Below are 23,357 nucleotides of genomic sequence, written 5' to 3' on the forward strand. Positions count from 1 at the left end.
CGAAGACAGGCCCCGGCTCTGTCCCTGGGGCTAGCTCTGGCCCGGGCCGGTCCGGTCGCGCCAGGGCAGCTCCGCCGTCACCGTCGTACCGGCGCCCTCCGGTGAGTCCACGACGAACAGGCCGTCCACCGCGCCGAGCCGCTCCGCGAGCCCGGACATGCCGGTGCCCTTGTCGAGGCTCGCGCCGCCGAGCCCGTCGTCCTGCACCTGGATCAGCAGCCGGTCGCCGCTGCGCCACACGTCGACGCTGGCCTGTGTGGCCCGGCTGTGCTTGCTGATGTTCTGGAGCAGCTCGGAGACGGTGAAGTAGGCGATGCCCTCGATCGCCTCGGCGGGCCGGGCCGGCAGCTCGGCCGTCACCTTCACCGGGACGGTGCAGCGGGCGGCCACGGAGGACAGGGCCGCGCTCAGGCCGCGGTCGGTGAGGACGGCCGGGTGGATGCCGCGGGCCAGGTCGCGCAGTTCCTGAAGGGCGAGCTTCACCTCGCCGTGCGCCTCGTCGACCATGGCGGCCACCGTCTCGTCGGCCTGCCCCTCCAGCAGCTTCTCCTTCGCCAGGCCCAGCCCCATCGCCAGGTTCACCAGGCGGGCCTGCGCGCCGTCGTGCAGATCGCGCTCGATGCGGCGCAGGTCGGCGGCGGCCGTGTCGACGACGACGCCCCGGTCCGACTCCAGCTCGGCGATCCGCCGCTCCAGCTCGTCCGAGGGCGAAAGGAGCGCGCGGATCATGGCCCGGTCCGCGTTGGCCAGACCGCGCGCGATGAACGGCAGCACCGGCCACAGCACCAGCAGCGACGGCAGCATCAGCGCGAACGTCAGCACGCTCCACGGCAGCCGGATCACCTCGTACAGCACGGCCCGCCAGCCCACCGGGTCCTTCAGACCGTTCCACAGCCAGGGGAAGAACCCTCCGGCGTTCCGCACCGGCAGCGGGCTCGGCTCGTCGATCCGCACCCCGAGCAGCGCCCGGGCCCGGCCGCGCTCCGCCCGGGCCAGCAGCCGCGCGCCGCGCAGACCGCCCGCGATCAGCGGCAGCCCGATCACGGTCACCGTCAGGCCGGCGCCGAGCGCCAGCATCGTCACGGCGTACACGAAGCCGAGGATCGCCAGCGGGAAACTGCTCAGGAGATAGGCGATCTCCTTCCAGGTGTGCCGGTCGAAGGCGAAACGCGCCGGCGGCAGCACGGGCCGGTCGTCCGTGACGTCCGGCGTGATGTCCGGATCGAGTCGCTCGTCCGTGGTGCCGGTGCCGGTGCCGGTGTCGTCGTCCGTGACGCCGGGGACGTGGAGTGGGTCGGTCATAACCGAAAGAGTGCCCTGCGCGCGACGGCCCGCGCCATGAGGCGGACCGCCCGGGAGGAACGGGGGATAACCCCACCTCGCCGGGCACCCGCACGGCCCCGGGCTGCTTACCGTTCCTTTAACAGGCCCTAGACTCCGTGTCCGTACAGATCGTCGAACACGAACCAACAACGAAGACGCGAGGGGCGCTGAGACGTGACCGTCATCGCGGCGGACTACTTCCGCTCGTACTCGGTGGTCGGACTGCTCGCCGTCGTCGGCGTGCTCTTCGTCGCCGTGGCCTTCGGCGCCGGCCGCCTGCTGCGCCCGGTGGTGCCCACCCCGGAGAAACTCCTCACGTACGAGTGCGGTGTCGACCCCGTCGGCGAGGGCTGGGCCCACACCCAGGTCCGCTATTACGTGTACGCGTTCCTCTACGTGGTCTTCGCGGTCGACTCGATCTTCCTCTTCCCCTGGGCCACGGTCTTCGCCGCGCCGGGCTACGGCGCGGCCACCCTGGTCGAGATGTTCATCTTCCTCGGCTTCCTCGCCGTGGGCCTGCTGTACGCATACAAGAAGGGCGTCCTTACGTGGGCGTGAGTGACGTGGGCGTGAATGACGTAGGCGTGAGTGACGTGGGCACGAATGACGTGGACGTGAGTGATGTGACCCCCTCGGAGCCGGTGTACCTGCCCGAACCGAAGAAGCTGGGCGTGCTCTCGCGCCTCGCGCCCGAGCCGATGAAGGTGGTCCTCAACTGGGGCCGCCGCTATTCGCTGTGGGTCTTCAACTTCGGACTCGCCTGCTGCGCCATCGAGTTCATCGCCGCGTCGATGGCCCGCCACGACTTCATCCGGCTCGGCGTCATCCCGTTCGCCCCCGGTCCGCGCCAGGCGGACCTGATGGTGGTGTCCGGGACGGTGACCGACAAGATGGCGCCCGCCGTGAAGCGCCTGTACGAGCAGATGCCCGAGCCGAAGTACGTCATCTCCTTCGGCGCCTGCTCCAACTGCGGCGGCCCGTACTGGGACTCGTACTCGGTGACGAAGGGCGTCGACCAGATCATCCCCGTCGATGTCTACGTACCCGGGTGCCCGCCCCGGCCCGAGGCGCTGCTCCAGGGCATCCTCAAGCTCCAGGAGAAGATCGCGCGCGAGTCGCTGGGCGAGCGGTACGCGTCCGCCGACGCGGCCGCGGGACGTCCCTCCGTCGCGGCGCTGAGCAGCGGCCTCGTCGAGCCGCCGAAGCCGGGGGAGAGCCGATGAGCGCGGGCTGGCTGCCGGACCCCGTCGAGGAGCTCTTCGGAGCGGACGCCACGGCCGAGGAGGCGTACGACCTGCTGACCGTCGACGTCCCGGCCGGAGAGTGGATCACCGCTCTGGAGACGGCCCGTACGCGGCTGGGCTGCACGTACTTCGACTGGCTGAGCGCGGTCGACGAACCCGGGGCCGGGTTCCGCGTCTGCGCGCACGTCGCGGCCGTCGCGCCCGGTTCCGTACACCGTCTGCTGCTGCGCACGACCGTCTCCCACGCGGCGCCGGTGCTCGCGTCGGCGGTCGGCGTGTACAAGGGCGCGGCCTGGCACGAGCGCGAGACGCACGAGATGTTCGGCGTCGACTTCACGGACCATCCGGGCCTCGACCCGCTGCTGCTGCCCGACGGCTTCGAAGGGCATCCGCTGCGCAAGGACTTCGTGCTCGCGGCGCGGGTCGCGAAGGCGTGGCCGGGCGCGAAGGAGCCGGGGGAGCCGGCGGCAGGGGCTGGACACGGCGGGCCCAAGCGGCGCCAGATGCTGCCGCCCGGCGTGCCCGATCCGAACGAATGGGGTCCGCTGAAGGGCCAGTTGCCGCCTGCTCCGGCACGGCCCGCGCGGGGTGCGGGGCGTGCGGCGGGGGCCGGTGCCGGTGCGGCTGCTGGTGCTGGTGCGGCGGGCCGCGCGGCGGGGGAGCGTCCGGCGCGGCGCACCCGGTCGGCGAGCCAAGGGTCGGCGAGTCAGGCGGGCCCCGAGGCTTCTCCCGAGACGGGCGCGGCTGCACCTGCTGCACCTGCTGCACCTGCTGCACCTGCTGCACCGGAGGCTCCCGCGGGGGAACGTCCCGCACGCCCCGCCCGTCGCGCGCGCAGCGTGTCGGAGGGCTCGGCGAGCCAGCGCCCCGAGCCGGCACCTGAGTCAGCAGCTGACCCGACGCCTGAGTCGACGGCCGAGCCGACTGAGTCAACGGCCGGGCCGGCGGCGAAACCCCGTACGAGCGACGCCCCGTGGCACCACGCCAAGCCCGCGTTCGACGAGAAGCCGGAACCGGCCGCACCGGAACCGGCCACACCGCCGGAACCGGCCGCACCGGCCGCGTCACCGGAACCGGCGCCGGAGACCACCAGCCCCACCAGCCCGGACAGCCCGACCAGCCCGGACAGCCCTGACAGCCCCGACGAGTCCGGCACCACCGAGGGAGGCACGCAGTGAACGACGCTCTCGACGTCGCCCTGCGCCTCGTCGTCGTCTTCGTCGCCTTCCTGGTGCTGCCCCTGGGCGTCGGCCAGACCGAGCACAAGGTCATGGCCCACATGCAGGGCCGGCTCGGCCCGATGTACGCGGGCGGCTTCCACGGCTGGGCCCAACTCGTCGCCGACGGCGTCAAGTTCGCGCAGAAGGAGGACGTGGTCCCGGCCGCCGCCGACCGCCGCGTCTTCCAGCTCGCCCCCGCCGTCGCCCTGCTGCCGTACCTCCTCGTGCTGCTCGCGATCCCGGTCGGACCGGGCGACGGCGCCGTCGGCCAGGTCATCGACGCGGGCATCTTCTTCGTGCTCGCGGTGATGGGCGTCGGCGTGCTCGGCGCGCTGATGGCGGGCTGGGCGAGCGCCAACAAGTTCTCCCTGCTCGGCGGCCTGCGCACAGCCGCGCAACTGCTCGCGTACGAACTGCCGATGCTGCTCGCGGCGGCCTCCGTGGCGATGGCCGCCGGAACGGTCTCCCTGCCCGGCATCCTCGACGCCTTCGAGTGGTGGTGGCTGCCCTGGCAGATCGTCGGCGCGCTCGTCTTCTTCGTGGCGGGCCTCGCCGAACTCCAACGGCCGCCCTTCGACATGCCGGTCGCCGACTCCGAGATCATCTTCGGCGCGTACACCGAGTACACGGGCCTGCGCTTCGCTCTCTTCCTGCTCGCCGAGTACGCGGGCATCGTCGTCCTGTGCGGCCTGACCACCGTCCTCTTCCTGGGCGGCTGGCACGGCCCGTGGGGCGCGGACGGCCTCGGCTGGGTCTGGACCCTGCTCAAGACGGCGGTCCTGGCCTTCGTCGTGATCTGGCTGCGCGTCTCCTACCCCCGTCTCCGCGAGGACCAGCTCCAGAAACTCTCCTGGACCCTCCTCGTCCCGCTCGCCCTCGCGCAGATCGCGCTGACCGGCATCGTGAAGGTGGCGATCAACTGATGCCCCCGATCCCTGGTGCGGGCCTGGCCAAGGGCCTCGCCGTCACCCTCCGCACGATGACGAAGAAGACCGTCACCGCGCAGTACCCGGACACCCAGCCCGAACTCCCGCCGCGCACCCGCGGCGTGATCGGCCTGTTCGAGGAGAACTGCACGGTCTGCATGCTGTGCGCCCGCGAGTGCCCGGACTGGTGCATCTACATCGACTCCCACAAGGAGACGGTGCCGCCCACCGTGGAAGGCGGCCGCGAGCGCTCCCGGAACGTCCTCGACCGCTTCGCCATCGACTTCTCCCTCTGTATGTACTGCGGCATCTGCATCGAGGTGTGCCCCTTCGACGCGCTGTTCTGGTCCCCGGAGTTCGAGTACGCCGAGACCGACATCCACGAACTCACCCACGAGCGCGACAAGCTCCGCGAGTGGATGTGGACGGTGCCGGCCCCGCCCGCCCTCGACCCGGCGGCCGAGGAACCCAAGGAACTCGCCGCCGCCCGCAAGGCCGCGGAGAAGCTGGCGGCGGCGCAGGCCGCCGAAGCCGCCGAGGCTGCTGACGCGAACCCCGCCGCGCCCGGAGAGGAGAGCGCCGGATGACCGCCGCCGCACTGACGGCATCGGCTTGGACGGCAACCGCCGCCGAGAGCCACGGCTTCCTGTCCCCGACGGGTGTCGAGATCGCCTTCCTCCTCGTCGGCCTGGTCACCTTCGGCGCCGCGATCGTCACCGTCACCACCAAGCAGCTGGTGCACGCCGCCCTGTGGCTGGTCGTCGCCCTCGGCGGTCTCGCCGTCGAGTACCTCCTGCTCACCGCCGAGTTCATCGCGTGGGTGCAGGTGCTGATCTACGTCGGTTCCGTCGTCGTCCTCCTGCTGTTCGGACTGATGCTGACCCGGGCGCCCATCGGCCGCTCACCGGACGCCGACAGCCCCAACCGCTGGGCGGCCCTGACCGTCGCCGCGGCCTCCGCCGCCGCGCTGGTCTGGGTCGTCGTCGACGCCTTCCGCACGACCTGGATCGACCTGGACCACGGCGCCGGCGACGGCCCCGGCAACACGGCGGTCACCGGCTCCATCCTCTTCCGGCACTGGGTGCTGCCCTTCGAGGCCCTGTCGGTCCTGCTGCTCGCGGCACTGGTCGGCGCGATCGTCCTGTCCCGCAAGAAGCACACCGGAGCGAACGTCGGAGCGAACGGCGGAGCGAACGTCGGAGCGACGGAGGGCAACCGCTGATGCACCTCGCCTATCCCGCCGTCCTCGCCTCCCTCCTCTTCTGCACGGGCCTGTACGGCGTACTGGCCCGCCGCAACGCGATCCTGGTCCTGATGTCCGTCGAGCTGATGCTCAACGCCGTCAACCTGAACCTCGTCGCCTTCGACGTCTGGCTGCGCGACACCCTGCACGCAGGCCAGGCCCTGACCCTGTTCACCATCGCCATCGCCGCCGCCGAGATCGGCATCGGCCTGGCGATCGTCCTGGCCGTGTACCGAAACCGCGGCACCTCGGACATCGACAGACTCCGCGACGCCGCCGAACCACGCGACCCGGACGACGACCCGCACGACCCGGCCGCTCCGTCGGGGGCCCCGACGGACGAACCCGGCGCCGAGGAGAAGGCAGAGGCCACCGCGTGACCACCACGACCCTCGCCGTCCTCGTCCCCCTCCTGCCCTTCCTCGGAGCCGTCGCCGGACTGCTGCTCGGCCGCACGGCCCCCGGGTTCGTCCGCCCGCTGGCCGTCCTGCCGACGCTCGCCGCGCTGATCCTGGCCGCGTCCGTCGCGATCCAGCAGGGCGGCGGTTCCGGCAACGGCACCACGGCCCTCGACGCGCACACCGAACTCACCCCGACCGGCTCCGTGCCGATCGAACTCGCCCTGCACATCGACGGCTTCGCCGCCCTCGTCGCCGTCCTGGTCGGCCTGGTCGCCACCTGCGTCCAGCTGTACTCGACGGGCTATCTGCGCGACGACCCGCGCTACCCCAGCTACGCCGCGATCGTCTCCCTGTTCACCTCCGCGATGCTGCTCGTCGTCTACTCGGGCGACCTGATGGTGCTGCTGGTCGGCTGGGAAGTCATGGGCATCTGCTCCTACTTCCTCGTCGGCCACTACTGGGAGACCCCCGAGGCGCGCGCCGCCTCCCTCAAGGCCTTCCTCGTCACGAAGCTCGGTGACGTCCCCTTCCTCATCGGCCTGTTCGCGCTCGCCACGGATGCGGGCTCCTTCCGCATCACGACGATCCTGGGCAAGGTCACCAGCGAGGGCGGCCTCGACCACCCGACGGTCATCGCGCTGCTCCTGCTCGCCGGAGTGGCGGGCAAGTCCGCGCAGTTCCCGCTGCACACCTGGCTGCCCGACGCGATGGCCGGCCCCACGCCCGTCTCCGCGCTCATCCACGCAGCGACGATGGTCGCCGCCGGTGTCTACTTCGTCGCCCGCCTCCTCCCGGTCTTCGCCGCCTCCCGTGCGGCGCTGATCGTGCTCGCGGTGATGGCCGGCACCACCATGCTCGGCTCGGCGCTCGCCGCGCTCGCTCAGGACGACATCAAGCGCGTCCTCGCGTACTCGACGATCGGCCAGCTCGGCTACATGACCGGCGCCCTCGCCGTCGGCGACCGCGGTGCCGCCGTCTTCCACCTCCTCACGCACGGCGCCTTCAAGGCGCTGCTGTTCCTCGCGGCGGGCGTGGTCATCCACGCCGCCGGCACCAACTCACTGGCCGCGATGTCCCGCATGGGCAATCTGCGGGCCCGTGTCCCCGACGCCTTCTGGACGATGACCGTGGCGCTGCTCGCGCTCGCCGCGATCCCGCCGTTCAGCGGCTTCTTCTCCAAGGAGGCGGTCCTCGGCGCCGCCGAGCACACCGCCACCGGTGACGCCCTCGGCGGCCAGGCGATCCCGGCCGCGGCCGGCTGGATCGTCCTCGTCGCGGGCCTGTTCACGGCCCTGCTCACCGCCGCCTACGCGACCCGCCTGTGGCTGCTGGCCTTCAACGGCCGTGGGCCCGAGGCCCCCGACCACGGCAAACAGCCCGTCGCGATGAGCGCCGTGCTGTGGATCCTGGCGATCCCCTCCTTCGCCCTCGGCCTGTCCTTCCTGCGGCTGCCCGACTGGTTCGACGGCCACTCGCTCGCCCCGACGCTGACCACCTCCGTCCTCGGCACCGGCTTCGCCCTCGTCGGTGGTCTGGTCACCTATGCGGCCTGGCGGCACACCACCGCGATGGCGGCCCGCGCCGCGGTCCCGATCGGCGCCGTCGCGATCGACACCGAGCAGGGCGACGGCGGACTCGTCGAGGCCGAGGCCATCGCCACCCACGCCCCGGCCTACGGCGATGTCGCGAGCGCCCCCGACCCGGCCGACCCGGGACGCCTTGTGCTGGGCCCGCTGCACCGGCACGCCGCCGTCGGCTTCCACCTGGACGCGCTCTACGCGGCGCTCTTCGTCCGCCCCGTCCGGGCCGCCGCCGCACTGGTCGGCTTCCTGGACCGCGCGGTCGTCGACACCTACGTACGCGGAGCGGCCGAGGCGCCCCAGTGGCTGGGCCGGGCCGTGCGCCGCGCCCAGACCGGAAACGTGCAGACCTACCTCAGCGCACTGCTCGCAGGCACCGTCGTCCTGGTGGTCGCCGTCGTCCTCGTCGCCACCGCCGGAGCGTGAGCAGCCGTGATCGATATCAGCGAATCCGTGATGCAGTTCCTTCTCGCATTGATCGTCGTCGGCCCGCTCATCGGCGCCGTCCTCGCCCTTCTGCCGGCCCCGCCCGGACTGAAGGGGAAATCGCCCGACCAGGCCGTGCTCCGCCACGGCGTGACCGTGTCCGGCGCGATCCTTCTCGCCGCGATCGTCCTCGCGCTGGGCTTCGACCACGACCAGCCGTCAAGGATGCAGGCCACGACGGACATCAGCTGGATCCCGGCGCTGCACGTGCGGATCCACCTCGGCATCGACGGCATCTCCCTCCCCCTCCTGGTGCTCACGGCGCTGCTCACGTTCCTGTGCGCGCTGTACTCCTACTTCAAGATGCCGAAGGGGCCGTCCCCCAAGGCGTTCGTCGCCCTGATCCTGCTGCTCGAATCGGGCACGCTGGCCACCTTCGCCGTCCTGGACCTCCTGCTCTTCTTCCTCGCGTTCGAGATGGTGCTCATCCCGATGTACTTCCTCATCGCCCGCTGGGGCGGTGCCGGGCGGCAGGCCGCCGCCTGGAAGTTCATCCTGTTCACCCTGCTCGGCTCGGTCGTGATGCTGCTCGGCATTCTCCTTATCGGCGTTAAGTCGGGCACGTTCGACATGATGGCACTCGCCACTGACAACGGCCGGGGGCTGAGCACATCCGTGCAGGTCATCGCCGCTTTGGCGATCGGGATCGGGCTCGCCGTGAAGACCCCGATGTGGCCGTTGCACAGCTGGCTGCCGGACGCCCACACCGCCGCTCCGACCGTCGGCTCGGTCCTGCTCGCCGGTGTGCTGCTGAAGATGGGTACGTACGGGTTCGTCCGGATCCTGCTCCCGATCGCGCCCGACGGCTTCCGCACCTTCGCGCCGTACCTCGCCGCGTTCGCCGTCATCGGGATCATCTACGGATCGCTGGCCTGCCTGAACCTCGCCAAGCAGGGCGCCAGGGGCGACCTCAAGCGCCTCATCGCCTACTCCTCCGTCGGCCACATGGGCTTCGTGCTCCTCGGCATCGCGACGATGAGCCCGACCGGCGTGAACGGCGCCCTGTTCGCCAACATCGCCCACGGCCTCATCACCGGCCTGCTCTTCTTCCTCGTCGGCGCCCTCAAGGACCGGGCCGGCACCAGCGACCTCGACGCGCTCTCCGAGCAGGGCGGCATGGCGCTGTACGGCAAGGCCCCGCGCCTGGGCGGCCTGCTCGCCTTCGCCGCCGTCGCCTCGCTCGGCCTGCCCGGGCTCGCCGGGTTCTGGGGCGAGATGCTCGCCCTGTTCGGGGCGTTCCGGCCCGCCGAAGGGCTCAGCCGCCCGGCGTTCCTCGTGTTCCTGGCGATCGCCGCGTTCGGCACCCTGCTCACCGCCGCGTACATGCTCATCCTGGTCCGCCGCGTCTGCATGGGCCCTCGCCCGCAGCAGGCACCGGCGCTCGTGGACGTACAGGGGTACGAGATCGCCGCCTGGACCCCGCTCGTCGCCCTCACCGTCCTCGCGGGCCTGTGGCCCGCCGCCCTGCTCGGCCTCACGAACCCGGCCGTGCAGAAGCTCCTCGCTGGAGGCCTGAAGTGATCGCCGTCGCCGCGCCCTCCGTGGCGTCCCTCGTCCAGTCCGTCGACTGGGTCGCGATCGCGCCGCCCACGATCGCCGCGGTCGTCGCGCTCGTGGTCCTCGTCGCCGACCTGTTCGTGGGGGAGGCGCGCAAGGCGGTCCTCGGCTGGATCTCCGTCGCGGGCCTGGCCGCCGCCGCGCTCGCACTGATCCCGCTCGTCGGCGACGAACGCTCCACCTTCTGCCTCAAGGGCGCCCCGTACGAGGCCTGCAGCTACACGGCCGACCGCTTCACGCTCGTCGTCCAGTTCCTGGTCCTCGCGGGCGCCCTGCTCACGGCACTCCTGTCGATCAGCACACTGAAGGACGCGAAGAACGCGAACAAGCCGCTTCCCGAAGGGGAGTACTGGTTCCTCCTGCTGTCCTCCGCCGCGGGCGCCGCCCTGCTGCCCGGCTCCCGGGACCTGGCCACGCTGGTCGTCGCCCTGGAGGTCGCCTCACTGCCCGCCTTCGCCCTGGTCGGAATCAAGCAGGGCGACCGGCGCTCCTCGGACGCGGCCCTGAAGTTCTTCCTGTCCTCCGTCACCGCGACCGCCGTCACCCTGCTCGGCGTGAGCTTCGTGTACGCGACCACGGGCAGCCTGCACCTGACCCGCGTGGCCTCGCAGCTCACCCACGTGGATGGCCAGTTCCACACCCTCGCGCAGGCGGGCGTCGCGCTCACCCTCGTCGGGTTCGCCTTCAAGACGGCCGCCGTCCCGTTCCACTTCTGGGTGCCCGACACCTACGTGGGCGCTCCACTGCCGATCGCCGCCTACCTGTCGGTCATCGGCAAGGCGGTCGGCTTCTCCGGCCTGATCCTCGTCACCGTCGTCGCGTTCCCGTCCTACGCGGACGTGTGGGGCCCGGCGCTCGCCGCCCTCGCCGCGCTGACCATGACCGTCGGCAACGTCGCCGCCCTGCGCCAGCAGGCCACGCGCGCGTACAGCGCCGTAAGGCTGCTCGCCTGGTCCTCCGTCGGCCAGGCCGGTTACCTGCTGGTCCCGATCGCCGCGGCCGCCTACGCGGACGACCCGCAGAAGTCGATCGGCTCCACGCTCGCGTACGCCCTCATGTACGCGGCCGTGAACCTCGGCGCCTTCGCCGTGGCCGCCCTGGTCGCCCGCACGAAGCCGCTCAACCGCGTCAGCGACTACCGGGGCCTGTACGCCTCGCGCCCGCTCGCCGCGCTCGTCCTCGGCTTCTTCCTGCTGTGCCTCGCCGGTCTGCCGCCGGGCATCATCGGCCTCTTCGCGAAGGTCACCGTCTTCTCGGCGGCCGTCGACGCGGGCCTGGGCTGGCTCGCCGTCGTCATGGCGGTGAACGTCGTGATCGCGCTCTATTACTACCTCCAGTGGACCGCCACCCTCTTCCGCGCTCCCGAGGGCGAACCGGCGGCCCACCGCCTCCCGGCTCCCCTCACCGCCGCGATCGCCGTCACCGCCGTCGTCGGAGTGGCTCTCTCCGGGGCTCCACAACTCGTCCTCCGGTTTGTGGACAGTGGACTGTTTTCGTGATCGAACAGCCGCCTAACGCCCCTGTTTGGTACGTTTCTGGGTCGGATTCGACAAGCGCCCCCAGTTCAGACCAGTTTCCAGGAGCAGCACCGTGCTGAGCGGTTTCAAGAACTTCATCCTTCGCGGCAACATCATCACCACCGCCGTCGGCCTCGCGGTCGGAACGGCGTTCACCGCCCTGGTGACCGCCTTCACCACGGCCTTCATCACCCCGCTGCTGGGCTGGGCCACCGGCTCGATAGGCAACTACTCGGACGCCGTGTTCGAGGTCGACGACGTGAAGTTCCCCTACGGAAAGTTCATCGACGCCGGCATCGCCTTCCTGATCACCGCCGCCGTCCTGTACTTCGTGATCGTCCTGCCGATGATGAAGTTCCAGGCCCGCATCGACCGCAACAAGCCGATCGACATCAAGGCGGCCCTGCGCGACTGCCCCCGCTGCTTCACGCAGATCCCCGGCATCGCCACCCGCTGCCCGCACTGCACCAGCGAGATCAAGGCCGACGAGAAGGCCCTGGAGGTCGCCGGCATGCTGCCCGTGCAGCGCTGACCCGGCCGACCCGTACGGCCTATCCGCGAAGCCCGCCCGGCGGCCGCGCACAAGGGAACTAGTCCTCCTCGTCTGGCGTTGACCAGTACGGGAGGGTCCACTGGACAGGGACACGCGCACCAGGCGCACCGTCCCGCACACCCAGTGGCAGCACCAAGAAATCACGCAGTGGGTTCCCCTGCCGCACCACCAGGAGGGCGTACCGTGCACCGCCGGCACAACGGGCTGAAGACCGCCGTACTCCTCGGGGGGCTCTCCGCCCTCATTCTCGTCATCGGCAGCTTCTTCGGCCGTACGGGGCTCGTCATCGGCCTCGTCATCGCAATCGGAACGAACGCGTACGCGTACTGGAACAGCGACAAGCTGGCCCTGCGCGCGATGCGGGCCCGCCCGGTCAGCGAGTTCGAGGCCCCCGCCCTGTACCGCATGGTGCGCGAGCTCTCCACGCAGGCCAGGCAGCCCATGCCCCGGCTGTACATCTCGCCCACCGAGGCGCCGAACGCGTTCGCGACGGGCCGCAATCCGCGCAATGCCGCCGTGTGCTGCACCGAGGGCATCCTTCGGATCCTGGACGAGCGCGAGCTGCGCGGTGTCATCGGGCACGAGCTCAGCCATGTCTACAACCGCGACATCCTGATCTCGTCGGTCGCCGGCGCCCTCGCCTCGGTGATCATGTTCCTGGTGAACTTCGCGTGGCTGATCCCGATCGGCCGCTCGAACGACGACGACGGACCCGGCATCTTCGGGATGCTCCTGATCATGATCCTTGGGCCGCTCGCCGCGTCGCTCATCCAGCTCGCCATCAGCCGCTCGCGCGAGTACGAGGCCGACGCCTCCGGCGCGCAGCTGACCGGCGATCCGCTGGCCCTGGCCAGTGCCCTGCGCAAGCTCGACGCGGGGACGAAGCAGTTGCCGCTGCCGCCCGAGCCGCGGATCGAGACGGCGAGCCACATGATGATCGCCAACCCCTTCCGCCCGGGCCAGGGAATGTCGAAAATGTTCTCCACGCACCCGCCGATGGCAGAGCGCATCGCGCGGCTGGAGCAAATGGCAGGAGGCCCCCGCCGGTGAAGACCGTCCTGAACGTCATCTGGCTCGTCCTGAGCGGCTTCTGGCTGTTCCTCGGCTATCTGGCCGCGGGCGCGCTGCTCTGCATCACCATCATCGGCATCCCGTTCGGGATCGCCGCCTTCCGGATCGGCGTCTACGCCCTGTGGCCCTTCGGGTACACCACGGTCGAGCGCAGGGACGCGGGCGCGCCCTCGTGCGTCGGCAATGTGCTGTGGCTGGTCCTGGCAGGCTGGTGGCTGGCGCTCGCCCACATCTTCACGGGCATCGCCCTGTGCGTGACGATCATCGGCATCCCCTTCGGCATCGCCAACTTCAAGTTGATCCCGGTCTCCCTGATGCCGCTCGGCCGCGACATCGTAAGGACGGACCAGCCGTTCGCCGCCCGCTAGGGCAGAAGCCAAAGCAAAACCAGAAGCAGAACCAGAACCAGAACCAGAAGCAGCCCAGGCCACAGCGGATTCTCCGCAACCAGAACGGGCCTACTTGTCGTCTTTCAGGGCAGCAGTGGATCAAGGGACAGCGACGTCGTCGCACAGTCAATCCACAGCAACGCCGCACGAAAGAAAGGCAGTTACGGCATGGGCATCATCAGCTGGATCATCCTGGGCCTGCTCGCCGGTGCCATCGCCAAGATCCTGCTCCCGGGCCGTGACCCGGGCGGTCTGATCGGCACCACCCTCATCGGTATAGCCGGCGCCTTCATCGGCGGCTGGATATCGGCCCAGTGGCTCGACCGCCCCGTCAGCAAGGACTTCTACGACGGCGCGACCTGGGTCTCCGCGATCGGTGGCGCGCTCGTCCTGCTGATCCTCTACCGCCTCTTCTTCGGCAACTCCCGCGAGCGTCGCTGACCCTGCGCGAAGGACCCTCGCCGGACGCCTCTCCGCGGCCCGCACACCACCGCCCCTGAGCGCGTGGTGTGCGGGCCGCGGTGCTGTCAGGCCGTCGCCCTGGTGCCGTCGACCGCGGCGCTGGAACCGAAGACCTTCACGGCCCGGTAGTAGGTCCAGGCGGTCGCGTCGCACGAGGTCTTCTGTACGCCGGAGTAGCCGGAGTAGCCGGCGCAGACGCGCTTGAGGTTCGCGAACAAGGCATCGTCGAGGCGTGACTTGGTGGTGCTGAACATGCCGGCCGCCTTGTGGTTGCGGTACCCGAAGTCGTGCCGTGCACAGGCCGTCCGGAAGGGGAAGCTGAAGGGGTTGTCGGGGGAAGTGGTGCGGTAGTCGACCGACCAGTCGAAGCCGTACGCCGACCAGGCCCCCTGGTTGGATGCCAGCTCCCGGCGCGGACGATCACCCGTGCCAGCTGTCCAACGGCCCGGTGGCGGACCGGCGATGACCACGTACATGCGCACGGGGGCGTGCGGCGGGGAGGGGCCGCACTCTCAGGTGCCGTCCCTCCCCGCGTCCGGTACCGGTGACCGCTACCGGTAGTTCACGAACTGCAGCGCGAAGTCGAAGTCCTGGCCCTTCAAGAGCGCCTGCACGGCCTGCAGGTCATCACGGCTCTTGGAGCTGACCCGCAGCTCCTCACCCTGCACCTGCGCCTTGACGCCCTTCGGGCCCTCGTCACGGATGATCTTCGCGACCTTCTTGGCGTTCTCCTGGGAGATGCCCTCCTCGATGGAGGCGAAGATCTTGTACTCCTTGCCGGACAGCTGCGGCTCACCGGCGTCCAGGGACTTCAGCGAGATACCGCGCTTGATCAGCTTGGACTGGAAGACGTCGAGGATGGCCTTGACCCGCTCCTCGGAGTTGGCCTCCATCAGGATCTTCTCGCCGGACCAGGAGATCGAGGCGCCGACGTTCTTGAAGTCGTAGCGCTGCGAGATCTCCTTGCCGGCCTGGTTGAGGGCGTTGTCGACCTCCTGCCGCTCGACCTTCGAGACGATGTCGAAACTGGAGTCGGCCATGTCCTGTGGCTCCTTGTATCGGGGGTGTGGCGACGGCGGACCCGGCACCGGCCGGGCCCTGGGCGGGTGCGCACCGGTGAGCCGCACCCGGTGCAAAGCCTAGCCACCGCCCCGTCCCCGCCCGCCGATCAATCGGGTGGCGAAGCACCCCCGTCCATCGGGTATTGTTTACGTCGTTGCCAACGAGCACCGCCGAGAGGCGAGGCCCAGGCAGCAAACCCAAGGCGGTGTGCCCGAGCGGCCAAAGGGAGCAGACTGTAAATCTGCCGGCTCAGCCTTCCCAGGTTCGAATCCTGGCGCCGCCACACTTGGGAAAGCCCCCTCCGAACTGCGGAAACGCAGTGCGGAGGGGGTTTCTTCGTGTCGGGAGGGGTCGGGGCGTGCCGACGAGGCCGATGTGACCGAGGCCACTCGGAGCGTGCGGTGGCAGTCGCCTTTCCTCCCCCTTTCGAATCCCTTGAATGCAAAAACCGTCGTTTCGCCGTGAATGCCGGAGCTCATTGCTCATGGCCTCATTTCTGGGCGCGACCGGCCGTCCATGTGGCCATGTTCCGTATTTCTCTGCTCCAGGCGAATGAATGAGCGCGAGGCGGACGTGACGTTTCTTCGAGAGATCGAGTTCAGTGCGTTCGACGGGCCGCACGCGGCTGCTCGTCACTCCACGGTTCGTATGGGAGAAACAATGATCCGCAAGGTTCTGGCCGGCGTCGCACTGACCACCGCCGCCGCGGCTGCCACCGTCGGTGCCGCCGGTGGCGCGTCCGCCACCACGGGGGGCCCGCAGGCCGAGACCATGACGAGCGCCGCCGACGCCAACGACGCCGCGCGCGCCGCCGCCGGTGAGACCGGCTTCGCCACCGGCTCGTCGGAGTTCGCCACCGACCACGGTGACGTCACCATCGCGGGCGACCCCGGCGGCGTGGCCAACGCCTACGGCGCCCCGTTCGTGAACGTCGACCTGCGCTGCGCCGTCCCCGCCACGCAGGGTGTCGGCGGCAACGTGCTCGGCGGTCCCGTCGCCGCGTGCGACACCGCCCCGGTCGACCAGTTCGACGCGCCCGAGCGCATCCTCTGACCGCCCGGCAGGGCCCCTTCCACGCCCTTCGGTGAGCAGAGTGCCGGGGCCCTCCGAGTCCGCGTTTCCTCCTTCCGCGGACGAAGAGGGCCCCGCCACTCGTCGCCACCGGGTGCGGAAATGACGTCGAAGGGGTGACGTTGAGCGAGGAGAGCGTCGCGCTCCGGTAATCAATGAGGCCCCCCAACAAGGAGGTCCCCCCATGTCCGTCCCGCTCCCCAAGCCCCTCGCGGCACTCGGCACCGCCACCGGCGCCGCGCTGCTCCTGCTCGCCGCTCCTGCCGCGGTCGGCGCCGCCGAGCCGGTCGAGTCCGTCAGCGTCGTCCCGGCCGGAACGGTCGCGGCGGACGGCACCGTGACGCTGTCCGGCACCTACCGGTGCACCGGCGGCGTCGGCCCCGTCCTCGTCTCGTCCTCCGTCCGCCAGACGCCCGACGGCCCACGGCGCGGCATCGGCGGAACCCTGGCCCGCTGCGACGGCCTCGAACACACCTGGCAGAACACGGGCCGGGTCCCCACCGGCACGGTCGAGCCGGGGGCCGCACAGGTCGAGGCCACAGTGATGGAGATGCGCCCGCAGGGCGGCCTGCCGCTGCCGCACTTCCACGCCGTGCACGAGCAGGACGTGACGCTGACCGCCACGGACTGACGGCGGCGCGCACCCGAAGAACGCCGGTCAATTCCGCGCGCCAAATCCATCCGACGGATGCCGGATGCCGGATATCGGATGGTGAGGTGAATTCAGTACTTCGGGCGCGGGACTTCCGGCAGGCGCCTTCTGACGGGCGCCTTCTGACGGGCAGTGATGAATTCGGGTCCCGGTCGGGCTCCGCGGGCTTTTGCTGTCCGCGGAGCCCGAAAAAGGCCCCGTGCCGGGCGTGTGTCCGCGACGATCACCACGCAGACTGAACCCATGCCGACCACAGCGCGCCGTCGAAACTGCCCCGAGTGCCGCCGCGATATCGCCGTCGTCGCAGGCCGCTTCGCCCGCCACGACCCGCCCGGCGCACGCGACGCGGGCGAAATGGTCTCCTGCCCGGGCTCCCGCCGCCCGGCCCAGCTCGGCGCAGTGCAGGACGCCCTCGACGGGTACGTCGTCCCGCACGTGCCCGGGCAGATGCCGCTGTTCTGAGACGCCGGTACGGGGATCAGTTCCCGGCGATCGACTTCACCGCCACCGACACCGGCGCCGATCCGGAGACCAGCTCCAGGGTCAGTCCGGCCGTGGCGGGCGTGTCCACCAGCTCCGCCAGGACCGCGGCCACGTCGTCACGCGGCACGGCCCCGCGCCCGGTGGACGCCTCCAGACGGACGACGCCCTTGCCCGCGTCGTTCGTCAGCGACCCGGGCCGCAGGACCGTCCAGTCCAGGCCGGAGCGGCGGCGTACGTCGTCGTCGGCCGCGCCCTTGGCCCGCAGATACGCGTCGAAGATGTCGTCGCCCTGGTGCGCCGCGTCCGCGCCCATCGACGACACGATGACGTACCGGCGCACCCCGGCCCGCTCCGCCGCGTCCGCGAACAGCACGGCGGCGTCCCGGTCCACGGTGTCCTTGCGGGCGACGGTGCTGCCCGGGCCCGCGCCGGCGGCGAAGACGGCCGCGTCGGCGCCCTGAAGATGCGCCGCGACCTCCTCCACGGACGCCGACTCCAGGTCGCACAGCACCGGCTCCGCACCGGCCGCCCGCAGGTCGTCACCCTGCTCGGCCTTGCGGATGATGCCTGCGACCTCGTTCCCACGCGCGGCGAGCAGACGCTCCAGCCGCAGCGCGATCTGACCATGACCACCAGCGATGACAATGCGCATGATTCCGACGTTACGCCGAGCCGGGACGGTTGACCGCACAACCACCGGGGCGGCAGTGCTCCCCACGCGCGCGTAGTCGTGAAAAAGCCGCCGTTCACCACGCGCGCGTAGTCGCGAAATAGCCACCACGCACGCGTAGTTACCCAACCGGTCGCCCGGTCGCCCAGTCGTTGGACACGGCTCAAGCCGGGCCGTTCCCGCTCCCGCCGCCGTACTTGGCCACCCGCCCCTGCCGCGGCAGATCCATCGCGACCGCGGCCGCCGAGTCGCAGTACTCGCGCACCGCACTGGTCCGGGCCACCACTCGCCCCCGGTGCACCACGATCCGGCTGTACGCGAGCGAGAGCGCCCCCGCGAGCCGGTCGCCCCGCACCGCGAGCAGCTCCGCGGGGAACCCGGCCTCCAGGCGCACCTCCGGCAGCCCGAGCGCCGCCCGCGCCGCCGAACTCACCGCGTCGTACGCGTCCTCGGGCCGCAGCCCGTACCGCGAGGCCAGCAGATACGCGGCCTCCAGCGGATCACCGCGGCCCACCGGGTTCGACACGTCCCGCAGCGCGCCGCTGCCCGCGGCCACCCGCACCCCGGCCGCCCGCAGCAGCCGGACCGGCGCGACACCGCGCCCGTCCACCCCGGCGCAGCCGCCCTGCGGCAGGCAGGACACCGTCACCCCGGCCGCCGCGAGCCCGTCGACGGCCCGCCGTACGGCCTCCGCGGGCATCCTCGCCAGGCCGCCGAGCGGGCCCACGACGACTCCGGTGCGCAGCCCGCCCGCGGCCGCCGCGAGCCGCCCGAGCCGTGCCGGGTCCGCGCCGTCCGTGTGCAGATCGACCGGGCAGCCCTGCTCGGCGGCGACGTCGAGCACCGCCTCCACATAGCCGGTCGGGTCGGGGTCCAGGTCGGGGCAGCCGCCCACCACAGAGGCGCCCATCTTGACCGCGTCGCGCAGCATCGAGAGCCCGTTCGCCCCCGCGACCCCGGTCAGCAGCCGCGGCATCGCCACCGCCCGCAGATCCGCGAGCCCCACCAGCGAGCGCCGCGCCTGGAGGACGGCCTCCAGCGACCCGAGGCCCTCCATCTCGCCCAGCCGCACATGGGAGCGGACCGCGGTGGCCCCGTGCCCGAGCTGGAGCAGGGTCGCCTCCGTGGCCCGGCGCTGGACCTCCTCGGCGTCGTAGGACACCGGGCCGTCGCCGTCCGCCGACAGGGCCGTGTCGCCGTGCGCGTGCGGCTCGGCGGGCGCGGGCAGCAGGAGGTAACCGGTCAGGTCCACGCGCGGGCCGTGCGCGGTGAGGCTGCCGGCCGTGCCGACCGCCTCGATGCGCCCTCCGCCCAGCCGCACGTCCACGGTCCTGCCGTCGGTGAGCCGGGCGCCGCACAGCAACAGCCCGGAGCTGTCGGGTGCGTCGCCGGGGGAGCCGGGAGAGCCGGGCGCGGGGGGCTGCTGCGGCGGACTGTCGGGCATCGCGCTCCAGAAGCTCGGGAACCGGATCTCGGTCGGATCTCAGGAACAAGATCACGCGGAACGGGTCGAGCCTAGGACGGCGACGGGCGCGCTTCGCGGAGCGCCGCAATAGTCGTACTGATGGGGTCTCAGAGGCCTCTGAGCCGGTCGGGACAGGGGCTCGCCCTTCCCGGTGGCCGGGGCCGCGAAACGGATTTGGGCGATCGGTGCGCGACCGTGTAATGTCTTCCTCGCTCGCCCCAATAGCTCAGTCGGTAGAGCGTCTCCATGGTAAGGAGAAGGTCTGCGGTTCGATTCCGCATTGGGGCTCTGGTACACACGCCGCTCGCGGTGCGCGTATCAAAGCGGTGTAGCTCAGTCGGTAGAGCAAGCGGCTCATAATCGCTGTGTCACCGGTTCAAGTCCGGTCACCGCTACTGACAGTAGCCGATTGTGGGGTCGGTCCTTCGATCGGCTACTCTTTTATGCGTTATTCCAGTCCCATCCGTTCGTCAAGGAGTGCACTCACGTGGCTGCCACCGACGTCCGCCCGAAGATCACGCTGGCCTGCGTGGAGTGCAAGGAGCGGAACTACATCACCAAGAAGAACCGGCGTAACAACCCGGACCGTCTTGAGATGAAGAAGCACTGCCCGCGTTGCAACGCGCACACCGCGCACCGCGAAACGCGATAAAACAGGTTCGCACACGAGGCCGTCCCCGTCAGGGGGCGGCCTCGTGTCGTTGAACCACCCTGTTTGAACCACCCCGTTCGAATCCCCCGTTTCCGCAGGTCCAGGAACACTCAGGAGGTGCCGAGTCCATGGCGCTCGACCAGTCCTTCGTGGGGCGGAGCTACCCGCCCAGCGCCCCGTACGAGGTCGGCCGGGAGAAGATCCGCGAGTTCGCCGAGGCCGTGGGGGACACCAACCCCGCCTATGCCGACCGCGCGGCGGCCCAGGCACTCGGCCACCCGGACGTGATCGCCCCGCCGACCTTTGTGTTTGCCATCACATTCAAGGCCGCGGGCGAGGTCGTCCATGACCCTGAGCTCGGGCTCGACTACAGCCGGGTGGTGCACGGCGACCAGAAGTTCGCCTACACGCGTCCGGTGCACGCCGGGGACCTACTCTCCGTGACGTCCACCATCGAGGGCATCAAGTCGCTCGCGGGCAACGACATCATCGATGTGCGCGGCGAGGTCCACGACGAGAACGGTGACCACGTCGTGACCGCCTGGACCAAGCTCGTCTCGCGCGCCGCAGAGGGGGCCTGACCATGGCTACGACCATCAAGTACGCGGACGTCGAGGTCGGCACCGAGCTGCCCGCGCAGACGTTCCCGGTGACGCGCGCCACGCTCGTCCAGTACGCGGGCGCCTCCGGTGACTTCAACCCGATCCACTGGAACGAGAAGTTCGCGGTCGAGGTCGGTCTGCCGGACGTCATCGCGCACGGCATGTTCACCATGGCCGAGGCGATCCGCGTCGTCACCGACTGGGCCGGCGACCCGGCCGCCGTCGTCGAGTACGGCGTGCGCTTCACCAAGCCGGTCATCGTCCCGAACGACGACAAGGGTGCCGAGATCCAGGTCAGTGCCAAGGTCGCGGCCAAGCTCGACGACAGCCGCGTCCGGGTCGACCTGATCGCCATGAGCGCCGGACAGAAGGTGCTCGGGATGTCCCGGGCGGTCGTGCAGCTCGTCTGATCGCTGCCTCCATGTGGGCAGGTAAGGGGTGCTCTCCATGGGGGAGCGCCCCTTACGCGTATTCAGGCGCACGTATCCAGGCGCACGTATCCAGACGTGCGTATGCAGACGTGCGTATGCAGGCACGCGGATCCAGGGGTTGACTCAGGTAGTGATTGGCCACTAACTTTCTCGCATGGTCAGGATGAGTGCGGAGGAGCGGCGCGAGAGCGTCATCCGCGCGGCGGTCACCGAGTTCGCCCGGGGTGGGTACAACGGCACCTCGACCGAGGCGATCGCCAAGCGGGTGGGCGTCTCGCAGCCGTATCTCTTCCGGCTCTTCCCGGGCAAGCAGGCCATCTTCCTCGCCGCGGCCCGGCGTTGCTGCGAGAACATCACCGAGGTGTTCCGCAGGACCGCCGAAGGGCGCGCGCCCGAGGAGATCAAGGAGGCCATGGGGGACGCGTACCTGTCCCTCATCGCCGACGACCCGGACATGCTGCTCATGCAGATGCAGATCTACGTGGCCGTGGCCGCCGCCGAGGCCTCGGGTGATGCGGAGTTCGGCGAAGAGGCGCGCCGCCTGTGGGCGGAGATGTACGACACGGTCCTGCTGGCCATGGGTGCGGACGTCGAGGGGACGACGGACTTCCTCGCCCACGGAATGCTGATCAACGTCCTGGTGTCGATGGGCTTTCCGCCCGGGCACCGGGTCTGGGTCGGCTGCGGCGAACCGTCCTGAGGCGACAGAGCGCGTGATGCACGCCGCATTTTTGTGGCCAGGAAAGTTAGTCATCAATAACTAACCAACTGACAGGAACACTGGGGGAAGCGATGTCACAGCAGTCGGCGCAACGCGGGGGAGCCGTGTGGGCCCTCGTCATCACCAGCGTCGCCGGATTCATGGCGGCTCTGGACAATCTCGTCGTCACCACGGCCCTGCCGTCCATCCGCCAGGATCTCGGCGGTGCCCTCGACGATCTGGAGTGGACGGTCAGCGCGTACACGCTCACCTTCGCCGTCCTGCTGATGTTCGGCGCGGCGCTCGGTGACCGGTTCGGCCGCCGGCGGCTCTTCCTGATCGGCATCACCATCTTCACCGCCGCCTCCGCCGCGGCGGCGCTGTCCACCGGCATCGACGCGCTGATCGCCGCCCGCGCGGTGCAGGGCGTCGGCGGCGCGATCATGATGCCGCTCACCCTGACCCTGCTCAGCGCCGCCGTTCCGGCTGCCAAGCGCGGTATGGCGTTCGGCATCTGGGGCGCGGCGAACGGACTCGCGGTCGCCTCCGGGCCGCTCATCGGCGGCACCCTCACCGAACACGTGTCCTGGCACTGGATCTTCTGGCTGAACGTCCCGGTGGGCCTCGCCCTGCTGCCGCTGGCCCGGCTGCGCCTCAAGGAGTCGCACGGCACCGGCGCCCCGCTCGACATCACCGGCACCCTGCTCGCCAGCGGCGGCCTGTTCGGCATCGTGTACGGCCTGGTCCGCGCGCCCATCGTCGGCTGGAGCGACACCATCGTCCTGACCGGCCTGTTCGCGGGCGGCGCGCTGCTCGTCGGATTCGTCCTCCACGGCATCCGTGCCAAGAACCCCATGCTCCCCATGCGGCTCTTCCGCTCCCGCGCCTTCGCGGGGATCAACGCCGCGAGCATGCTGATGTTCCTCGGCATGTTCGGCTCGATCTTCCTGCTCAGCCAGTTCCTCCAGGGCGTCCTCGGCTACTCGCCCACCGAGGCGGGCCTGCGCATGCTGCCCTGGACCGGCATGCCGATGCTGGTCGCGCCGATCGCCGGCTATCTCTCCGACCGGATCAGCGGCCGCACCATCGCCGCCACCGGACTGTTCCTCCAGGCGCTCGGGCTCGCCTGGTTCGCCGCCGTGATCTCCGTCGACGTCAGTTACGCGGCCCAGCTGCCGGCCCTGATTGTCAGCGGCGTCGGCATGGCGCTGTACTTCGCTCCGGCCTCCAACCTGGTCATGGCCAGCGTCCGCCCCGAGGAGCAGGGCATCGCCTCCGGCTCCAACAATGCGCTGCGCGAGGTCGGCGGCGCACTCGGTATCGCGATCATGGCGTCGATCTTCTCGGCGCAGGGCGGCTACGACTCCGCGCGGAGCTTCGTGGCCGGCATCCAGCCCGCACTCTGGGTCGGCGCCGCCCTGGTGGCCGTCGCGGGCGCCGCAGCCCTGGCCATCCCCGGCACCCGGCGCACCACGGACGCGGTGCCGGGGCCGGTGGGGGACTCCGGCCCGGTCCTGGAGAACGCCTGACATCCGCCCCGCGGCGGTTGCGGTGAGATCCGGCACGACTACGGCCCCGTCCACGCGGCGGGGCCGTT

26 protein-coding genes, 3 tRNA genes and 1 pseudogene are annotated in these 23,357 nt (G+C 70.6%); 25 read left to right on the forward strand and 5 right to left on the reverse strand.

The window, feature by feature from the left end; all coding sequences use genetic code 11:
* Positions 1 to 30 precede the first annotated feature (30 nt).
* Positions 31 to 1,302 carry a sensor histidine kinase gene (locus tag ACFVDP_RS10545; protein WP_383486496.1) on the reverse strand — a complete coding sequence of 424 codons (1,272 nt, stop codon included), beginning with the start codon at positions 1,300 to 1,302 and terminating at the stop codon, positions 31 to 33.
* A gap of 195 nt (positions 1,303 to 1,497) precedes the next feature.
* Between ACFVDP_RS10545 and ACFVDP_RS10550 the strand changes: the two genes are divergently transcribed.
* The 14 genes from ACFVDP_RS10550 to ACFVDP_RS10615 all read left to right on the forward strand — a co-directional run bounded on the left by ACFVDP_RS10550 (position 1,498) and on the right by ACFVDP_RS10615 (position 13,951).
* Positions 1,498 to 1,881, forward strand: a complete 384-nt coding sequence (locus tag ACFVDP_RS10550) for an NADH-quinone oxidoreductase subunit A (protein ID WP_383486499.1) — start codon at positions 1,498 to 1,500, stop codon at positions 1,879 to 1,881.
* Positions 1,882 to 1,937: 56 nt separating this feature from the next.
* A complete protein-coding gene (locus tag ACFVDP_RS10555; RefSeq protein ID WP_383486502.1) occupies positions 1,938 to 2,546 on the forward strand; it encodes an NADH-quinone oxidoreductase subunit B in 609 nt (202 codons plus the stop codon).
* On the forward strand, positions 2,543 to 3,745 hold the full coding sequence (locus ACFVDP_RS10560) for an NADH-quinone oxidoreductase subunit C (protein ID WP_383486504.1): 1,203 nt from the start codon (positions 2,543 to 2,545) through the stop codon (positions 3,743 to 3,745). Before ACFVDP_RS10555 ends, ACFVDP_RS10560 begins: the two co-directional genes overlap by 4 nt.
* Positions 3,742 to 4,710, forward strand: a complete 969-nt coding sequence (locus tag ACFVDP_RS10565; RefSeq protein WP_383486507.1) for an NADH-quinone oxidoreductase subunit H — start codon at positions 3,742 to 3,744, stop codon at positions 4,708 to 4,710. The genes ACFVDP_RS10560 and ACFVDP_RS10565 overlap by 4 nt, the downstream gene beginning before the upstream one ends.
* Positions 4,710 to 5,300 carry a NuoI/complex I 23 kDa subunit family protein gene (locus ACFVDP_RS10570; RefSeq protein WP_383486510.1) on the forward strand — a complete coding sequence of 197 codons (591 nt, stop codon included), beginning with the start codon at positions 4,710 to 4,712 and terminating at the stop codon, positions 5,298 to 5,300. The genes ACFVDP_RS10565 and ACFVDP_RS10570 overlap by 1 nt, the downstream gene beginning before the upstream one ends.
* Positions 5,297 to 5,935 carry an NADH-quinone oxidoreductase subunit J gene (locus ACFVDP_RS10575; RefSeq protein WP_383486512.1) on the forward strand — a complete coding sequence of 213 codons (639 nt, stop codon included), beginning with the start codon at positions 5,297 to 5,299 and terminating at the stop codon, positions 5,933 to 5,935. The genes ACFVDP_RS10570 and ACFVDP_RS10575 overlap by 4 nt, the downstream gene beginning before the upstream one ends.
* Positions 5,935 to 6,336 carry an NADH-quinone oxidoreductase subunit NuoK gene (gene nuoK / locus ACFVDP_RS10580; protein ID WP_383486515.1) on the forward strand — a complete coding sequence of 134 codons (402 nt, stop codon included), beginning with the start codon at positions 5,935 to 5,937 and terminating at the stop codon, positions 6,334 to 6,336. The genes ACFVDP_RS10575 and nuoK overlap by 1 nt, the downstream gene beginning before the upstream one ends.
* Positions 6,333 to 8,363 carry an NADH-quinone oxidoreductase subunit L gene (locus tag ACFVDP_RS10585; RefSeq protein WP_383486518.1) on the forward strand — a complete coding sequence of 677 codons (2,031 nt, stop codon included), beginning with the start codon at positions 6,333 to 6,335 and terminating at the stop codon, positions 8,361 to 8,363. The genes nuoK and ACFVDP_RS10585 overlap by 4 nt, the downstream gene beginning before the upstream one ends.
* A 6-nt stretch (positions 8,364 to 8,369) precedes the next feature.
* On the forward strand, positions 8,370 to 9,944 hold the full coding sequence (locus ACFVDP_RS10590) for a NuoM family protein (protein WP_383486523.1): 1,575 nt from the start codon (positions 8,370 to 8,372) through the stop codon (positions 9,942 to 9,944).
* Positions 9,941 to 11,479, forward strand: a complete 1,539-nt coding sequence (locus ACFVDP_RS10595) for an NADH-quinone oxidoreductase subunit N (protein ID WP_383486526.1) — start codon at positions 9,941 to 9,943, stop codon at positions 11,477 to 11,479. The genes ACFVDP_RS10590 and ACFVDP_RS10595 overlap by 4 nt, the downstream gene beginning before the upstream one ends.
* A gap of 91 nt (positions 11,480 to 11,570) precedes the next feature.
* Positions 11,571 to 12,029, forward strand: a complete 459-nt coding sequence (locus ACFVDP_RS10600) for an MscL family protein (protein WP_383486529.1) — start codon at positions 11,571 to 11,573, stop codon at positions 12,027 to 12,029.
* Between the two features lie 204 nt (positions 12,030 to 12,233).
* A complete protein-coding gene (gene htpX, locus ACFVDP_RS10605) occupies positions 12,234 to 13,100 on the forward strand; it encodes a zinc metalloprotease HtpX (protein ID WP_383486532.1) in 867 nt (288 codons plus the stop codon).
* On the forward strand, positions 13,097 to 13,489 hold the full coding sequence (locus tag ACFVDP_RS10610) for a YccF domain-containing protein (RefSeq protein WP_383486536.1): 393 nt from the start codon (positions 13,097 to 13,099) through the stop codon (positions 13,487 to 13,489). The genes htpX and ACFVDP_RS10610 overlap by 4 nt, the downstream gene beginning before the upstream one ends.
* 189 nt (positions 13,490 to 13,678) lie before the next feature.
* Positions 13,679 to 13,951 (forward strand): GlsB/YeaQ/YmgE family stress response membrane protein, encoded by a 273-nt coding sequence (locus ACFVDP_RS10615; protein WP_383486539.1) that lies wholly within the window; start codon positions 13,679 to 13,681, stop codon positions 13,949 to 13,951.
* An 86-nt stretch (positions 13,952 to 14,037) separates the two neighbouring features.
* Here the strand turns inward: ACFVDP_RS10615 and ACFVDP_RS10620 are convergent.
* Both ACFVDP_RS10620 and ACFVDP_RS10625 read right to left on the reverse strand, forming a co-directional pair.
* A pseudogene (locus tag ACFVDP_RS10620) lies at positions 14,038 to 14,370 on the reverse strand (phospholipase A2); the annotation flags it as partial.
* 153 nt (positions 14,371 to 14,523) lie between these two features.
* Positions 14,524 to 15,012 (reverse strand): YajQ family cyclic di-GMP-binding protein, encoded by a 489-nt coding sequence (locus ACFVDP_RS10625; protein WP_383486542.1) that lies wholly within the window; start codon positions 15,010 to 15,012, stop codon positions 14,524 to 14,526.
* Between the two features lie 223 nt (positions 15,013 to 15,235).
* On the opposite strand from ACFVDP_RS10625, the gene ACFVDP_RS10630 reads away from it, so the two are divergent.
* From ACFVDP_RS10630 to ACFVDP_RS10645, 4 genes are all read left to right on the forward strand, one after another.
* Positions 15,236 to 15,317 (forward strand) — tRNA-Tyr (locus tag ACFVDP_RS10630).
* Positions 15,318 to 15,694: 377 nt separating this feature from the next.
* Positions 15,695 to 16,087, forward strand: coding sequence for a hypothetical protein (locus tag ACFVDP_RS10635; protein WP_383486545.1), 393 nt, complete (start codon positions 15,695 to 15,697; stop codon positions 16,085 to 16,087).
* A 202-nt stretch (positions 16,088 to 16,289) separates the two neighbouring features.
* Complete coding sequence (locus ACFVDP_RS10640) at positions 16,290 to 16,736, forward strand: DUF6299 family protein (RefSeq protein WP_383486548.1); 447 nt, start codon at positions 16,290 to 16,292, stop codon at positions 16,734 to 16,736.
* Positions 16,737 to 17,000: 264 nt separating this feature from the next.
* A complete protein-coding gene (locus ACFVDP_RS10645) occupies positions 17,001 to 17,219 on the forward strand; it encodes a hypothetical protein (RefSeq protein ID WP_383486550.1) in 219 nt (72 codons plus the stop codon).
* A 16-nt stretch (positions 17,220 to 17,235) separates the two neighbouring features.
* Here the strand turns inward: ACFVDP_RS10645 and ACFVDP_RS10650 are convergent, their stop codons facing one another.
* Both ACFVDP_RS10650 and ACFVDP_RS10655 read right to left on the reverse strand, forming a co-directional pair.
* Positions 17,236 to 17,892, reverse strand: a complete 657-nt coding sequence (locus ACFVDP_RS10650) for an SDR family oxidoreductase (protein ID WP_383486552.1) — start codon at positions 17,890 to 17,892, stop codon at positions 17,236 to 17,238.
* Between the two features lie 181 nt (positions 17,893 to 18,073).
* Positions 18,074 to 19,354: an amidohydrolase family protein gene (locus ACFVDP_RS10655; protein WP_383486555.1), complete on the reverse strand. Its 1,281-nt coding sequence runs from the start codon at positions 19,352 to 19,354 to the stop codon at positions 18,074 to 18,076.
* A 236-nt stretch (positions 19,355 to 19,590) separates the two neighbouring features.
* On the opposite strand from ACFVDP_RS10655, the gene ACFVDP_RS10660 reads away from it, so the two are divergent.
* The 7 genes from ACFVDP_RS10660 (at position 19,591) to ACFVDP_RS10690 (ending at position 23,289) form a co-directional block, all read left to right on the forward strand.
* A tRNA-Thr gene (locus ACFVDP_RS10660) sits at positions 19,591 to 19,663 on the forward strand.
* Positions 19,664 to 19,697: 34 nt separating this feature from the next.
* Positions 19,698 to 19,770: transfer RNA gene (locus ACFVDP_RS10665), tRNA-Met, on the forward strand.
* A gap of 92 nt (positions 19,771 to 19,862) precedes the next feature.
* Positions 19,863 to 20,027: a 50S ribosomal protein L33 gene (gene rpmG / locus ACFVDP_RS10670; protein ID WP_003948671.1), complete on the forward strand. Its 165-nt coding sequence runs from the start codon at positions 19,863 to 19,865 to the stop codon at positions 20,025 to 20,027.
* A gap of 128 nt (positions 20,028 to 20,155) precedes the next feature.
* Complete coding sequence (locus tag ACFVDP_RS10675) at positions 20,156 to 20,608, forward strand: MaoC family dehydratase N-terminal domain-containing protein (protein ID WP_383486558.1); 453 nt, start codon at positions 20,156 to 20,158, stop codon at positions 20,606 to 20,608.
* 2 nt (positions 20,609 to 20,610) lie between these two features.
* The gene (locus ACFVDP_RS10680; RefSeq protein ID WP_383486561.1) at positions 20,611 to 21,039 is read left to right on the forward strand and encodes a MaoC family dehydratase; all 429 of its coding nucleotides are present in this window, start codon (positions 20,611 to 20,613) and stop codon (positions 21,037 to 21,039) included.
* 175 nt (positions 21,040 to 21,214) lie between these two features.
* Positions 21,215 to 21,760: a TetR/AcrR family transcriptional regulator gene (locus tag ACFVDP_RS10685; protein ID WP_383486565.1), complete on the forward strand. Its 546-nt coding sequence runs from the start codon at positions 21,215 to 21,217 to the stop codon at positions 21,758 to 21,760.
* A gap of 92 nt (positions 21,761 to 21,852) precedes the next feature.
* Positions 21,853 to 23,289 (forward strand): DHA2 family efflux MFS transporter permease subunit, encoded by a 1,437-nt coding sequence (locus tag ACFVDP_RS10690; RefSeq protein WP_383486568.1) that lies wholly within the window; start codon positions 21,853 to 21,855, stop codon positions 23,287 to 23,289.
* The last annotated feature ends 68 nt before the right edge of the window (positions 23,290 to 23,357 follow it).

The organism is Streptomyces sp. NPDC057694, from assembly GCF_042799415.1.
Lineage (GTDB): Bacteria > Actinomycetota > Actinomycetes > Streptomycetales > Streptomycetaceae > Streptomyces.